Genomic DNA, 15347 nt, shown 5'->3' on the forward strand with positions numbered 1-15347 from the left:
CGACTGTATCAGTACCGGACGGTTTTTGTATCGGAAACGGACTGCGCAATTGTGCCGGAATTATGTAAAATTTTGAAAATCATATATCTTAGGTTCTGGCACAATTATCACAAAATCATTATCATGTTATCACTGAAACATATTTCAAAATGGGTGAACGTTGGCGGCAAACCGAATTTCCTGCTCAAAGACGTGAACCTGACCATCAACCAGGGCGAGTTCGTTTCCATCATGGGACCTTCAGGTTCCGGCAAGTCCACCCTCCTGCATATCATTGGTATGCTGGACGATTTCAATGAAGGCGAATACCTGTTCATGGAACAGCCCGTACATAGTCTGAAAGAGAAACAACGTTCGGCCCTCTATAAACAACATATCGGTTTCGTGTTCCAGGCATATCACCTGATTGATGAGCTCACCGTGTATGAGAATATCGAAACGCCGCTGATCTATCAGAATGTAAAATCCAATGAACGCAAAGCGATGGTGGCTGATATGCTGGACCGCTTCCAGATCGTGGGAAAGAAAGATCTCTTCCCTACACAGCTGAGCGGCGGACAGCAACAGATCGTTGGTATCGCGCGTGCACTGATAGCCAAACCACAGTTGCTGCTGGCCGATGAGCCAACAGGCAACCTCAATTCAAAGCAGGGTGAAGAGATCATGGACCTGTTCAAACAACTCAATAAGGAAGGCGTCACCATTATCCAGGTAACACACTCCGAGAAGAATGCCGGCTATGGCAGCCGCATCATTCACCTGCTGGATGGAAGGATTGAACAAGAGCAATAACCGTATAAAATTTAGAGACCATTCAATTTATCAAAGCCATGAGAGCTGGAAAATTCCTGGCGGGATGCTGCCTTGCCCTTATTGTGACCATTAACCTCCATGCACAAAGCGCCCCTGCTGTGCTCACGCTGAAGCAATGCGTGGAAACTGCGCTGAAGAACAATATGGATGTGAAACTGGCCGACCTCAATTCTCAGCGTGATTTCATATCGCTGCGCGGCGCCAAAGGCGCCATGCTGCCCAGCCTGATTGGCGATGTTCGCCACAATCTCCGTCAGGGCCGCACCATCGATTATTCCAATAACAGCTATACCAATACGAACAATACGGCCGCAGACATTTCTCTGTCTGCTGATGTAACCCTGTTCAACGGCTTCCGTCTTTTCAATAACCTGAAAGCGCGTCAATACATGTTCGATGCCGGCAGAATGGAATGGCAGCAGGCCAGGGATATGCTTACCCTCAACGTGATCCTCGCTTACCTGGATGTGCTCAGCTTTACCGATGTGCTCCAGCAAACGGAACAACTCACAGAGGTAACGCAGAAGCAGGTAGACAGGCTGGCCATCATGCATGAGGAAGGCGCAATCAAACCTTCGGATTACTTCGATCTGAAAGGACAGCTGGCTGCCAACAAACTATCCCTCATCGATACACGAAATCAGCTCAACAATGCGAGGCTCCGCCTGGCGCAGCTGATGAATATCACTTATGATGAAAGTCTCACCGTGGAACGCATCGGCCTGGAACAATTCGATATGACCTATTCCACCACACCCGATGCCGTTTATCAATCTGCACTGGAACAACTGGCGCAGGTAAAGGCAGTGGACCTGGTGAAGAAAAGCGCGGAGAAAGATGTGAAAGCCGCACGCGGCGGGCTCTTCCCTACCGTGAGCCTGGGCGCGGGCTACAACACCAGCTACCAAAGTATCTTTGTTGATACCGCCAACAAGAAGATCCCCTATTTCGATCAGCTCAAGAACAACCGGGGCACCAATGTAGGTGTAGGTGTTTATATCCCCTTCATGAGCGGTTTTCAGAACAGGAACCGGCTCTCGCTTTCGAAGATCGCACTGAAAGAGGCAGAGTATTATGCAGAGAACACAAGAATTCAGTTAAGACAAAATATCGAAAGAGACCATCTCAATATGACGGCTACCCTTAATCGCTACCAGGCCCTGGTAGACCAGGTGGGCAGCTATGCAGAGAACTTTCGTGCTGCTGAAGTCCGTTTCAACAATGGCGCTTCCAATTCCGTTGATTATCTCATTGCGAAGAACAAACTGGATAATTCCAAGATCGATCTGATCATCGCCCGTTATGATTTTCTGCTCAGGACGAGGATCCTTGATTATTACCAGGGAAAACTAAGCTGGTAGACCATATCTTACTGCAGAGGGGCATCTCCAACGGGATGCCCTTTTTTTATGCAAATGCAGGACAGTGCTGTAACTTTTTACGGCCTGTATCGTTTGACAGGCAGACAATCAGCTATGACTGCAAACAATACGAACCGTGATCACTGGGTTGATAACCTGCGATCGGCCATTACCCTGCTGGTAGTGGCCCATCACGCTTCACTGTCTTACACCAGTTTTGCCAGCTTCAACAAAGATGCTTATATCCTGAGCACGCATCCTGTAGTGGATCCGCATCGTTGGGTGGGGATGGACATCTTCGAAAATTACAATGATATTTTCTTCATGTTCCTCATGTTCTTCATAGGTGGCCTTTTCCTGGTGAAGAGTGTGCAGAAAAAAGGAGGCTGGCAATTTACAAAAGACAGGTTCTCCAGGTTGTTCATACCTTTCCTCTTCCCCGGCACAGTATTGATGTTGATAGCATATTTTCCGGCATGGATCATCGCTAAGAACAACACTAACATTGAAGCATATGTGAAGGATTTCTTCACTATCGAAGCATGGCCCGTAGGCCCGCCCTGGTTCATCTGGGTGTTGTTTGCGTTCAATGCTTTGTTTGCGTTTGTATATCCGTTGGCAAAAAATAATATTGCCAGGGCAGGCATGAGGCTCGATACGCTGCAAAACAAACCCTTTCTTTTTTTCATGCTGCTCTTGTTGGTCACCTGGATATTATACGTACCTGTTGCATTCAATATTGGCGCGGGTACCTGGACCGGCTGGGGGCCTTTTGATTTTCAACTGAGCAGGATACTGGCTTATGCCGGGTATTTCCTGTTGGGTGTGATCATTGGCGCCACCGAATTCAATAAGGGGATTTTCAATGTACAGGCTGCCGTGATTGGCCGCTGGAAAAGCTGGCTGGCATTGTCGCTTTTATTGTACGCGCTTATCACACTCAACACAACATGCGGATGGTTGAGAGCCCTCGTTATGGAAAACAGGCTGCACGCCAATACAGCCTGGTTGATATACTATACCGTGTATGCGGCCAGCTGTGCAGCCAGTTGCCTGGCTTTTATCGGACTGTTCAGAACAAAAGCGAATACAACCAATTCCTGGTGGCGATCCTTATCCGCCAATGCTTATCTCATCTATTTGCTGCATTATGTATTTGTGGTCTGGATGCAGTTTGGCCTGATGGAATGGGCGATTGCTGCATGGCTGAAATTCATCATCGTGTTTTTTGTGTCAGTAACGTTGAGCTGGTTCACTGCAGGCTGCCTTCGAAAGATCCCGGTAATCAGGCGCTACCTGTAAATAAAAAAGGGTGTACCTCCAATAGGCACACCCCAGTATTTCACGAATACCACTAAAGGTTCAAAGCAATCACCGGCGATCCGGTCTGCTAACTAAAGTATCAGCCAGGGGCTGCCACAGTCATCTCATGGAAATGGATGCCTGCTGCTCCTTCAAAACCTCAACCAGCGTACATGATGCCTTACCCACATGAAAGACAGTGTACGTAAAAAATTAAAATGATTTTTTTAAAGAGGGGCTCTCTGTTGAGAGCCCTCTTTTTTTCCATTAATCTAATTAAGCATCACTAATCGGATTTTAGTGAGACCTAACGCTGCGATGCGGAAACCGAAGTTTGAAATGATTTATGTCAGGGAATCAGGTGGTAGTTTATTATCGCAAATCTGAATCCTTGTGAACGAAGAAATGAATCAGTATCATTCGTACTAAAATAAGTACATTTTCTTACTAAAAAAAGTAAATATCCTACTACTTCATTACTAAAGATTCTTTTTTAAAGTACTAAGTATACTTATATAAGAATCAATCCGGCGGCTCTCTGTTTATTTGCGTCATGAACAAGGAAAAGCAATTAAAGCAGATCCGTTCGATGATAGACAAAGGCGAAATCACGCTTTTCAAAGAGATATTTGACTACTACGACATCACTCCCATTATCAATCATCTCCGCACCAACCACGCCACACTCACAGGCTATATCAATAACGTAACAAGAATACGCGTTGGCAAGATCATCAGCATAGCTGAGTACTTTGATGTTGATGAAAAAAAGATGATCAACCTCGTGTACAACCAATTACTTGCCGACCGGAAAACAAAAAAAGCGCGAAACAAATAGCTTTGAAGAGAACTCAATCAGGCGGTTCAATAATACCAGCTCACTGATTGTTGAAAGGAGAACACAAATATAAAATAGCCTGCTCTTACATCTTACTGCAGAAAGGAAAAATCTTCCATAAAATTGACCGGAATCAAGGTCGCTTACTTTTTCAATGTACCTGTGGCTTTCTTTGTCGCTGGTTTCTTCTTCTTACCCAGCTGCGTGAAATTATACCCGATGGTGATCCTGTAATTGCGGGTATTGGTACTGCTCAGCGATTCGATATTGTAGGCGGGCGTTGTGGTGAAGCTGCGGTACTCCTGCTTTGCGATCGGATCGATCATATTGAATGTAAGCACCAGTTTCTTCTTTAGCAGTTTTCGTTGCACACCGAAATTCATGCGAAGATTACTGCGCACTGTTCCCTGCGGATTTGCAAATCGGTTATATGTAATACCGGTGGTGATATTCCACATATCGGTCGGCACAAAATTGCCATTGAAATTGGATGTGAAAGTCCCCCCATTGATGAAGCTGGTATTCCTGCTGCTGTACTTGTTGAAAGTATAGCTGGCGCTCAGGTTCACGCGGAGCGCTTTGGAGAAAGTATATCCATTCCAGGTACTGATCTCATACTCTTCTCTCCCATCGATATTGTACCAGCTGGTGGTGGTCTTGTTGGTATCGTTCGGCGCAGGCAACCGCAACTGAGAAAAGATATCGCTCACTTTATTGTAGCCGAGGCTGAGGTTGAGAAAGTACTTGTCGGTAGTTCTTCCGAACACCAGGTCGAAGTTATGTGATGTGGAAGGCAGCAGGTCCGGATTACCGAAACGGAGATTGTTGGTATCGGCAATATCAACTGTCGGGTTCATATGATTGATGCCCGGTCTTCTGATGCTCTTGCGGTAACTGAGGTTCACGCTCAGCACTTCCTCCCATTTTTTGCTCAGCGTGAAGAAGGGCAGCCAGGTGGAATAATTGTTGTCCGCCTTTGCGCCTTCTTTCAACGTGAAGCGGAGATCGGTATTTTCCAGCGTGATGCCGCCGGTAACCGACAGGCTTTCAGAAAGCCGTTGCTTCACCGCTGCACGGATATTGCTGACGCGCTGACGGAAATCGAAACTGTTGCTGAGGTTGGTATTCGGCATCAGCTCTTTCACAGGTACGCTGCGCAATCCATATACATCCACATCGATATCGTTCAGTTCATACACGTAGGAGGCGCCTGTACTAATGGAAGTCTTTTTATTACTGAGTTGTTTATCGTAATTCACCCTGGCATTATAGCCCTTGTTATGTGTTTCGTTGTATTGCAATTGTGTACTGTCTTTTCCGCGTTGCGTATAATCCGGATTGAGCGGAACTTCATAAAAGGTTCTGTCGCTATTGTTCCAGGCAGTATTCGTACCTGCAATGAAGCGGAGCGATTCTCCCGGCTTCTTACCCTTACGCGTATACGTAAAATTGATCACCGGGCTGATATTGTTGCCTTCAGTGGCAATGGACCGCTGGCTGATCCTGTATACTTCATGAAAGCGGTTGATATTGGTGTATTCGTTATCCGATTTGTTGCGGGTAACGGCCTGGCTATAGGTTGCCTGTATATTGAAGAGGTTCCATTTGTCGAGCTCATAATCCACGTTGAGCCTGGCATTGGGGCGGATGCCCTTGTTGAAGCTCTGTCCTGCCGTTGCATAATAGTTGGTGGAATCCTTTCTGAAGTTTTCGCGCATGGAGCGGCTGTATCCGTCGAATTCATTGTAGGCGAATCCCATATTGAGGTTCACGGCCAGTCCTTTTTTCCGGTAATTGATATTGCCGCTGACGCCATATTCACCGCGCGTACCGGCGGTGAGGGTGAGCCTTGCTCCCATGCCTACTTTGCCTTTTTTGGTAACGATATTGATCACACCGCCCTGTTCATTGGCGTATTGCGGCGGCGGGTTGGTCATTACTTCGATCTTTTCGATCATACTGCCGGGAAGGCTTTCCAGCAGGTCTGCCAGTTGTTGTGCATTCAGCTCAACAGGCTTATCGTCGATCAGTATTTTGGGTTCGCGGCCGCGCACCACCAGTTTACCATCGGGATCGTTGGCCACCAGCGGAACGCTTTTCAGCAGTTCTGCTGCATTGGAGCCCGCACTGAGCGCGGATTCGCCGGCATTGAAAGTGATATTGCCATCACGGCTCTGGATCAGGGGCTTTTCAGCATACACCACCACTTCTTCCAAAGCCGTATCGGTATTGGGTTTGAGTGTGAGATCGCTCATATTGAAATCATAACGCTCGGCGCGGATCCAGATACTGTCCAGCGTCAGCGGACGGAAACCCACATAACTGATGGATAATTTATAATAACCGAAAGGAAGGTGCTCGAACTCGAAATTCCCGTTCTGGTCTGTGCGGGTATTGCGCGTGGGGAGTGAATCATTGAACGGACGGAGGGAAACCGAAGCATCGGCAACAGCCTTCTGCAGGGTGTCTATCACATTGCCGGTGATCAGGCCCGGGGCGGATTTCGACTGCTTATCCTGGCCGGAGGCTGATAAGGTTACCAATAGCAGGCAGCAGCAAACAATTAGCAATGGTCTCATTAGGGGCATACACGCGTAAAGATAACGCAAACCCGTATACAGACAAACAACTGTCATCCTGTCATTTACCAGGACTTTTCCCTATCTTTGCCCCTTTAATTTCAGATTGCAATGTTGGATTTCATTACCCAGAAGAAACATGACGAGAGCCGCCAGGGAGAAGCCTTTGCCCCTGAACAGGCTGGTGTGCAACAATTCAGCAAAAGATTTTATATAGAAAGCTATGGTTGCCAGATGAATTTCGCGGACAGCGAAGTGGTGGCTTCCATCCTCCAGGAAGGAGGTTTCGGCGCAACCCGTAATTACGAGGAAGCCGATCTCATTCTTATCAATACCTGCTCCATCCGTGAGAAGGCCGAACAAACCGTTCGCAAACGACTTACCGATCTTCGCAAAGTGAAACAGAACAGGCCCGGCGCATTGATCGGCGTGCTCGGTTGTATGGCGGAACGCCTCAAATCAAAATTCCTCGAAGAAGAGAAACTGGTGGATATAGTAGTGGGCCCCGATGCCTACCGCACATTGCCTTCTCTCATCACAGAAGCCGAAGGCGGACAAAAAGCTGTGAACGTTCTTCTCAGCCGCGAAGAAACCTATGCAGACATTGCACCTGTGCGCCTCGGCGGCGACGGTGTTTCTGCATTTGTAAGCATCATGCGCGGCTGTAACAATATGTGCTCTTTCTGCGTGGTGCCTTTCACCAGGGGAAGGGAAAGAAGCAGGGATGCTATCAGCATCGTGAATGAATGCCAGGTATTGTTTGATGAAGGTTATAAAGAAGTAACATTACTGGGACAGAATGTAGACAGTTATTATTGGGTGGATGAATCCACCGATACAATAGTGAACTTTGCGCAACTGCTGGAAAAAGTAGCGCTGATCAGTCCCCTGCTCCGCGTTCGTTTCTCCACCTCACATCCGAAAGATATTACAGATGAAGTGCTGCATACCATGGCGAAGTACGAGAACATCTGCAAATACATACACCTCCCTGTTCAAAGCGGCTCCACACGCGTGTTGCAGCTGATGAACAGAACCTATACGCGCGAATGGTATATCGCAAAAGTAGACAGGATCCGGGCCATCATGCCCGACTGTGGCATCAGCTCCGATATCATTGCAGGTTTCTGTACCGAAACCGAAGAAGAGCACCAGGAAACCATGAGCCTGATGGAATACAGCAAATATGACCTGAGCTATATGTTCTTTTACAGCGAAAGGCCCGGCACTCTTGCCGCCCGCCGCTATGAGGACGATATTCCTGAGGATGTGAAGAAGAGAAGGCTGGACGAGATCGTGCATTTACAGAATAAGCTCAGTCATGAAAGCAATGTCCGCGATCTTGGCAAGACCTTCAAGGTGCTGATCGAAGGCGACAGCAAGAAAAGCGGGAACGACTGGAAAGGCAGGAACAGTCAGAACAAAATGTTGGTTTTTCCCAAAGGCGACCATAAAGTGAACAAAGGCGATTACGTGATGGTTAAAGTCACAGATTGCACCAAGGCAACGCTACTGGGAGAAATCGTATAAGTTATATTGTCAGAAAGGAGCTAAACGAGTTGTGAATATGGATATCCAATCAATCAAAAACCGGTTTGGTATTATCGGGAATTCACCCGCACTGAATTACGCATTGCAGGTGGCAGCCACGGTAGCCAATACAGACCTTACCGTTCTCATCAATGGTGAAAGCGGTACTGGTAAAGAAGCATTTTCGCAGGTGATCCATGCGTTATCCGCCCGCAAGCACAATCCCTTTATTGCGGTGAACTGCGGCGCGATACCCGAAGGCACCATCGATTCAGAATTGTTCGGGCATGAAAAAGGTTCTTTCACGGGAGCCGTGGATTCCCGCAAAGGATATTTTGAAACTGTCAATGGCGGCACTATCTTTCTCGATGAGATCGGTGAAATGCCCCTGGGCACTCAGGCACGTTTGTTGCGCGTACTGGAAACAGGTGAGTTCATCCGTGTGGGCTCCTCCAAGGTACAGAAGACAGATGTGCGCGTGATTGCCGCCACCAATAAGGACCTGCTGGAATTTACGCAGAAAGGGAGGTTCAGGGAAGACCTCTATTACAGGTTGAGCACTGTGCCCATCCGCGTTCCGGCATTGAGAGACAGGAAGGAAGACATTGGCCTGCTTTTCCGCAGATTTGCCGTTGACTTTGCAGAGAAGTACAAAGCTTCTCCCCTGCAACTGGACGAGGAGGCGAAAGAGATGTTAATTAACTACTCCTGGCCCGGCAATGTGCGCGAACTGAAGAATATTGCAGAGCAGATGAGCGTGCTGGCCAACGATAAGATGGTCACCGGATCAGAGATCAGACGCTTTTTGCCGGACAGGGACTTTTCTCGCTTACCCGTGCTGGTTAGTCCGCAGCCCGGCGGCGGTTCCGCCAACGGACATGAGTTTGCCAATGAGCGCGAGATCCTGTACAAGCTCTTCTTCGATATGAAGAAAGATGTGACCGAGCTCAAGAAGATGTTCGTGGAGATCCTGCAAAACCCCGGCATGGCCGCGGCGCAGAACCAGGCACTGATCAATGAACTGAAGAACAAGGAAGTGCTGAGCAGCTCCCCCGGGTTCATCCCCCACTCCCAGCCCGCTGCCGTGCAGGGAGCCATGCAACCGGTGATGATCCATCACGATGATGATATCCACCATCATGAGGAAGTGGAAGAGAGCCTGAACATCATGGACAAGGAAAAGGAACTGATCATCAAAGCGCTTAAAAAACATAAGGGAAAAAGAAAGGATGCCGCCACCGATCTGGGCATCAGTGAGAGAACCCTTTACCGTAAGTTGAAAGAATATGATATCAAAGAGTAATATGGCCCTGCATTCCGTACGATTCAGCCTGCTCCTCGCAGGATGCATGCTGGTAGCGCTTTTCAGCGGTTGCTACACTTTCAATGATGTTACCATCGATAAGAAGATCAAGACCGCGAGGGTGAACTTTTTCGATAACAAGGCAAGGTATATCAACCCGCAACTGAGCCCGCAACTCACAGACAAGCTGAGGCAGAAGGTGAACAACCAGACCCGCCTCACCCTGGTGCAGAGCGAGGATGCGGATTACGATATTGGTGGATTCATCAGCGACTATTCCGTTACCACTTCCGGTATCAGCCAGCAGCAGGCCGCCACCAACCGTTTAACCGTTACCGTTACCGTCAGGTTCAAGAATAACCAGGACCCTACCAAGAATTTCGAGTCCCCGGTTTCCCGCAGCTTTGAATTCTCGGCCAATCTCAGCCTCCAGCAGGCAGAGGCCCAGTTGACGGAAACCATCATCCAGAATATGACAGACGAGATCTTCAACAAGATCTTCTCCAACTGGTAGGTCCATCATCAATCAACAGCGAAACATACAAGCCCTGTTCATGCAACAACATATTCAATCCATCGTTCAACATTTTTTTCAGAAGAACAGTCTGCACGATGTAGCGGAAGCCGATCTGCAACAGTTTACGAACGACTATCCGTATGCGATCATCGGCCAGTTCCTGCTGGCAGAAAAAATGCGTCACGATAACCAGGAAGCATTCCATGACCAGGCGCTTCGCACCAGTTTATATTTCAACAACCCTGCATGGCTTTACTGGCAGTTGCAGGAACATCCCGAAGCCAATCTCGAAGGGCTGAAAGCCGCCATCACCATGACCGACGAGCCCGAGCTGGAGCACGAGAAAGTGGTGGTTGCCCATACAGAGTCTGCTTCAGGGGATATCACTGCCATCGAGAACAAGGCTTCCGCAGCAACACCTTCTCTCAATATCTCCGATCCTGCAGTGGAGCACAAGGCCGCTATTGCCAGCCAGCCTGTTGTTGCCAAAACCGAAACAGAGCAAAAGCCTGCAGAACTCAAAGCGGAGAACAAGGAAGAAGCTCCGTCAGCCGTAGCACTGGCAGAAGCAGCTGCCGCAGCAGCGCCGCAAACAGTTATCAACGAGATCGGATTTGATCCCTATCATACCATCGATTATTTCGCCAGCCAGGGCATCAAGCTGAAGCTGGAAGAACTGGCCAAAGACAAACTGGGTCAGCAGCTGAAGAGCTTTACCGAGTGGCTGCGCAGTATGAAGCGCGTTGGCCCTGCCGCCATCAACGGCGCCGCCCTGGACGATACCACACAGCAGACCATTCAGAACATTGCAGACACCAGTATCGAGGGTAAAGACATTGTAACTGAAGCGATGGCGGAAGTTTGGGTAAAACAGGGTAACTACCGGAAAGCCATTGCCATCTACGAGAAATTAAGTTTGCAGAATCCGGTCAAAAGCCCTTATTTTGCAGACCGTATACAACAATTAAAAGCTTTGTGATATGATGTATTTATTCCTGGTGCTGATCATTATCCTGACTGCCGTGATCAGCTTGTTCATCCTGATCCAGAATCCCAAAGGTGGTGGCCTGGCAGGTAACATCGCAGGATTCAACAACCAGTTCATGGGTGTGAAGCAAACTACTGACGTATTGGAAAAAGGAACCTGGGTAATGGCTGTAGCTATCGGTCTGCTCTGCCTGTTCTCTTCTTTCTTCATTGCCGGCGGTTCTGCCAAAGGTGTTGATGCGCCTCCTACTGCAGCTCCCAAAGCGGCTACTCCGCCTCCTGCAGCACAGCCTTCCAACACTGTTCCTATGCAACAGCCCGCAACACAGCCTTAAGATTTATTTCAACTTTTTCAATATACCCTGCTGAAATCAGCAGGGTTTTTTAATTTACAGCATCAATCCGGAACATCATGTGGAAAAAACTGATACTGGGATTGCTTATCGTACTGCTGCTTGCCGCAGCTGTGATTGGTATGCGATTCTTTACCTCCAACACGCCCTTTGAAAGCAAACACAAATACCTGTACATCAGAACAGGACAGGCCACTTTCCCGGAAGTGATCAAAACCCTGCGCGACAGCCACCTGGTGAAGAACCCGGGATCCTTCGAGTGGATTGGTCATCGGATGGACCTGGACCAGAAGATCAAACCAGGCCGCTACGAGATCCGCAAAGGAATGAGCCTCTTCAATATTGCACGCATGCTGCGCAACGGACAACAAAGCCCCGTGAACCTGGTGATCACCAAACTGCGTACGCGCCAGGACCTGGCAGCCCTCATCGGCCGCCGCTTCGAATGTGATTCAGCTTCCGTGATGGACTATATGAACAATGCAGATTCCATGAAAGTATATGGCTTCGATTCCACCAGTATCATGACGGCCATCTATCCAAATACTTACACCTATTTCTGGAACAACACCCCTACCGGCATCTTCAAAAAGTTCTTTGCAGAGTACAGGAAGGTTTGGGACGATGAAAGAAAAGAAAAGGCCGCCAAACTGGGCCTCACTCCCGGTCAGGTATATACGCTGGCCAGCATCGTGGAGGAAGAGACAAATGCCAATGAAGAGAAAGGCAATATCGCCAGTGTATATTACAACCGCTACAAGAAGGGATTGAAACTGCAGGCCGATCCTACCGTGAAATTCGCGCTGGGCGATTTCACCCTTCGCAGGATCTACCTGAAACATTTGACGGCAGAAAGCCCGTACAATACCTATCGTGTAGCAGGGCTGCCTCCGGGACCGATCTGTACGCCCTCACTGGTAACAATAGACGCAGTACTGGACCAACCTGTTACCAATTATCTTTTCTTTGTAGCGAAGAGTGATTTTTCCGGCAGGCATACTTTCAGCGAAACCTATACCGAGCACCTGGTGAATGCCAAAGCCTTCCAGAAAGCGCTGGACTCTGTAATGGCGAAAAGACAGGCAGCCAAAGAAGATATCGGCACACAAAAATAAAAACCGGAGAAGCGGCATGACCAAACTTGAACGCATCTTACTGAACCTGCCTCCTGTGAAATTCCTCACGGAAAAGAGCAAGCATATCATTTTGCCGGGCTTCGACAAAGTGCCATTGTATGATGTGATCCTGTTCTTTCTCAGCCAGGTGAAAAAAGTGGGGCTCACGGAACGCGCCGCAGCAGTGGCCTATAACTTCATCATGGCCATTCCCCCTACCTGCCTGTTCATCTTTACGCTGATCCCCCAACTGCCTTTCATTCCAAAGGAAACCATCGAACTGCAGCTGCATCACCTGATCAACGATATCATTCCAGCAAAGGAATACAACCAGGGCATCATCGATTTTGTGGATGGCTTCCTGAACCAGCCACGCGTTGGTCTGATCTCCTTCGGTTTCTTTTTGCTGATCTTCTTTGCCAGTAATGGCATGATGGGGCTGATGCGCAGTTTCAACAAGAACTATATCGGCTTTGAAAAGCGTAGCGACCTGGAGAGCCGCTGGATGGCTATTAAGCTCACCTTCATCATCCTGGGCCTGCTGGTGGCCTGTCTGATCCTTTTAGCCATGCAGGGCGTGGTATTGCGCTGGCTGGGCGTAGGCGCCAAATGGGCCGCTATCCTGAGCCTCTTCCGATGGGTACTGATTGTTGGGCTCGTATTCTATGCTATCGCCTTCATCTACAAATATGCGCCTGCCATGCAAAAACGCTGGAAACTCCTCTCCCCAGGCTCCATCCTGGCCACTTTCCTCAGCCTGCTGGCCACTTTGGGGTTTAGCTTCTTTGTGAGCAATTTCGGAAAATATAACGCACTCTATGGATCTATTGGCACTATCATTGTGGCTATGACACTGATCTATATCAATGCCCTGGTGCTGCTGATCGGGTACGAGCTCAATGTGAGCATACACTCCCTCAAAGCGCTTGCGGATGAAAGGGCGAGACACGAGACAAGCGGCGTGACCGTTCCATGATTTTTTCGTAAACTTTGTATACATAAATAAATCGTCATGAAAAGAAAACTCCTGTTCAGCCTGATGCTGCCTGCACTGGCGATGCTGGCATTCAGATCCGGCAACGAGCCGCTCGCAATCGGTTCGGCTATGCCTAAGGGTGAGATAGTGATGAAAGATATATCCGGCAAGGACATTTCACTGAACAATGCCCGCAAGTCCAACGGACTGCTGGTGATGTTCAGCTGCAATACCTGCCCCGTAGTGATCAACAACGCATCACGCGCCAATGAAGTAAGCAAATTTGCGCTCGACAAAAATGTGGGCGTGATATTCCTCAATGCCAATGAAGCCAACCGTTCAGCTTCAGAATCACTCGATGCCATGAAAGCCTATGCAGCCAAAGAAGGATTCAACTGGTACTATGCAGTTGATCAGAACAGCGAGCTGGCCAATGCTTTCGGCGCCACCAAAACACCCGAATGTTTCCTCTTCGATAAAGAAGGAAAACTGGTGTACCATGGCGCCATCGATGATAGTCCCGGTAAAGCAGAGAACGTAAGCCGCAAGCACCTGCAGGAAGCCATAACAGAGATCAGTGGCGGAAAGGAAGTGAGTGTGAAGACTTCCAAATCTGTGGGATGCACCATCAAGCGACTCGGTTAAGCCCCGTTTTTAAAATCTTTGAAACAGCCCGGATCTGACAGGATCCGGGCTGTTCTGTTTTACGGGGGTTGAAGGATCAGGGGTATTGTTCATATTGGTATTGTATTAATGATGAAATACGGGCCTGAAGGATGGTGAATCCATGCAACTTTAAAAGGAACGATGAATTTGAAAAGGGAGGACGCAGATAGTAAAATTAGTGGGTGTGCAGCTTGTTACAATCCCTCTTACGGGGGCAGGAGATAAAGTAGAAAAGAGTCTGCCAAAGAATGGCAAACTCTTTTTGAAACCGGGAACTGGATCTATTTACATTCCCAGGTGAAATCCGCATCTGGGATCACAAACCACAGGAAGTCGAAGTACCTGGTATGCGGATAACTTGTTTTCAGTGGCAGCCCTTTCTTATTGTATCCGGCAGCTTTGAAGTTGTTGTTGACGCTGTAATTCCTGTTGAGGAACATCCAGAGTGGATGTGTGCGCAGGAAATTGGTCTGATTGTCGTACTCAGCAAATTGATCAATGAGGTTGCCTTTCCCATCATAATTGTAAAGGGTGGTATCAGGGGGATAATGATAGAGGAGATCACGCTGGATAGTGCGACTGATCCTTCCGTACTGATCATATTTGTACGTAGTAACATATTGCGAAAAGGAAAAGATACTTCCATCGGGATTGTAGTATCCCAGGAACCAGCTGGAATCATGCGTTACCCGGTCCTGTTTATCGTAGTAATAATTGATCCTGTATTCGAAATTGGTAGTATCGCCGTAATAGCCGTTGTAGAGGATCAGCCTGTTCTTTTTATCGTACACGAACCTGTGGTTGGGATTGCCTGTGCCCCAGTCGTCATTGCTGATATGCACAGGATTGCCGAGTTTGTTGTATTCGAAAGTCAGCGTGCGGGTGCTTCCGTAGTATCGATGGGTGATGGTTTTGATCCTGCAATCATCTTCGATACCGCCGGGATGGTGTTTGATGTAATCGTAGAGCTTGTTGCAACCTGCAAAAAAAAGGAGGATTGCCGCCAT

At 48.3% G+C, this 15347-nt stretch carries 14 protein-coding genes; 12 read left to right on the top strand and 2 right to left on the bottom strand.

The annotated features are described in order from the left end of the window. Positions 1-123: 123 nt before the first annotated feature. From FSB84_RS26140 to FSB84_RS26155, 4 genes are all read left to right on the top strand, one after another. The gene (locus tag FSB84_RS26140; protein ID WP_130540784.1) at positions 124-792 is read left to right on the top strand and encodes an ABC transporter ATP-binding protein; all 669 of its coding nucleotides are present in this window, start codon (positions 124-126) and stop codon (positions 790-792) included. 38 nt (positions 793-830) lie between these two features. Then, a complete protein-coding gene (locus tag FSB84_RS26145) occupies positions 831-2174 on the top strand; it encodes a TolC family protein (protein ID WP_130540785.1) in 1344 nt (447 codons plus the stop codon). A 48-nt stretch (positions 2175-2222) separates the two neighbouring features. Next, positions 2223-3476 (top strand): acyltransferase family protein, encoded by a 1254-nt coding sequence (locus FSB84_RS26150; protein ID WP_225979893.1) that lies wholly within the window; start codon positions 2223-2225, stop codon positions 3474-3476. Positions 3477-4029: 553 nt separating this feature from the next. Next, entirely contained in the window at positions 4030-4314 is a 285-nt protein-coding gene (locus FSB84_RS26155; RefSeq protein WP_130540787.1) for a hypothetical protein, read from the top strand. 143 nt (positions 4315-4457) lie between these two features. Here the strand turns inward: FSB84_RS26155 and FSB84_RS26160 are convergent, their stop codons facing one another. Continuing rightward, positions 4458-6893, bottom strand: coding sequence for a TonB-dependent receptor (locus FSB84_RS26160; protein WP_158644126.1), 2436 nt, complete (start codon positions 6891-6893; stop codon positions 4458-4460). 111 nt (positions 6894-7004) lie between these two features. Between FSB84_RS26160 and miaB the strand changes: the two genes are divergently transcribed. From miaB to FSB84_RS26200, 8 genes are all read left to right on the top strand, one after another. Next, positions 7005-8423, top strand: a complete 1419-nt coding sequence (miaB, locus tag FSB84_RS26165; protein WP_130540789.1) for a tRNA (N6-isopentenyl adenosine(37)-C2)-methylthiotransferase MiaB — start codon at positions 7005-7007, stop codon at positions 8421-8423. A 37-nt stretch (positions 8424-8460) separates the two neighbouring features. Next, positions 8461-9726 carry a sigma-54 interaction domain-containing protein gene (locus tag FSB84_RS26170; RefSeq protein WP_130540790.1) on the top strand — a complete coding sequence of 422 codons (1266 nt, stop codon included), beginning with the start codon at positions 8461-8463 and terminating at the stop codon, positions 9724-9726. After that, complete coding sequence (gene lptE / locus FSB84_RS26175) at positions 9710-10240, top strand: LPS assembly lipoprotein LptE (RefSeq protein ID WP_225979894.1); 531 nt, start codon at positions 9710-9712, stop codon at positions 10238-10240. The genes FSB84_RS26170 and lptE overlap by 17 nt, the downstream gene beginning before the upstream one ends. 40 nt (positions 10241-10280) lie before the next feature. Continuing rightward, a complete protein-coding gene (locus FSB84_RS26180) occupies positions 10281-11222 on the top strand; it encodes a hypothetical protein (protein ID WP_130540791.1) in 942 nt (313 codons plus the stop codon). A 1-nt stretch (position 11223) separates the two neighbouring features. Then, on the top strand, positions 11224-11565 hold the full coding sequence (secG, locus tag FSB84_RS26185) for a preprotein translocase subunit SecG (RefSeq protein ID WP_130540792.1): 342 nt from the start codon (positions 11224-11226) through the stop codon (positions 11563-11565). Between the two features lie 77 nt (positions 11566-11642). Next, complete coding sequence (gene mltG, locus FSB84_RS26190; RefSeq protein WP_130540793.1) at positions 11643-12698, top strand: endolytic transglycosylase MltG; 1056 nt, start codon at positions 11643-11645, stop codon at positions 12696-12698. Positions 12699-12714: 16 nt separating this feature from the next. Beyond that, positions 12715-13674: a YihY/virulence factor BrkB family protein gene (locus FSB84_RS26195; RefSeq protein WP_130540794.1), complete on the top strand. Its 960-nt coding sequence runs from the start codon at positions 12715-12717 to the stop codon at positions 13672-13674. A gap of 36 nt (positions 13675-13710) precedes the next feature. Further along, complete coding sequence (locus FSB84_RS26200) at positions 13711-14319, top strand: thioredoxin family protein (RefSeq protein WP_130540795.1); 609 nt, start codon at positions 13711-13713, stop codon at positions 14317-14319. Between the two features lie 302 nt (positions 14320-14621). Here FSB84_RS26200 and FSB84_RS26205 read toward each other — a convergent pair whose 3' ends face one another. After that, positions 14622-15347 carry a hypothetical protein gene (locus FSB84_RS26205; RefSeq protein ID WP_130540796.1) on the bottom strand — a complete coding sequence of 242 codons (726 nt, stop codon included), beginning with the start codon at positions 15345-15347 and terminating at the stop codon, positions 14622-14624.

This window comes from Pseudobacter ginsenosidimutans (genome assembly GCF_007970185.1).
Taxonomy (GTDB): domain Bacteria; phylum Bacteroidota; class Bacteroidia; order Chitinophagales; family Chitinophagaceae; genus Pseudobacter; species Pseudobacter ginsenosidimutans.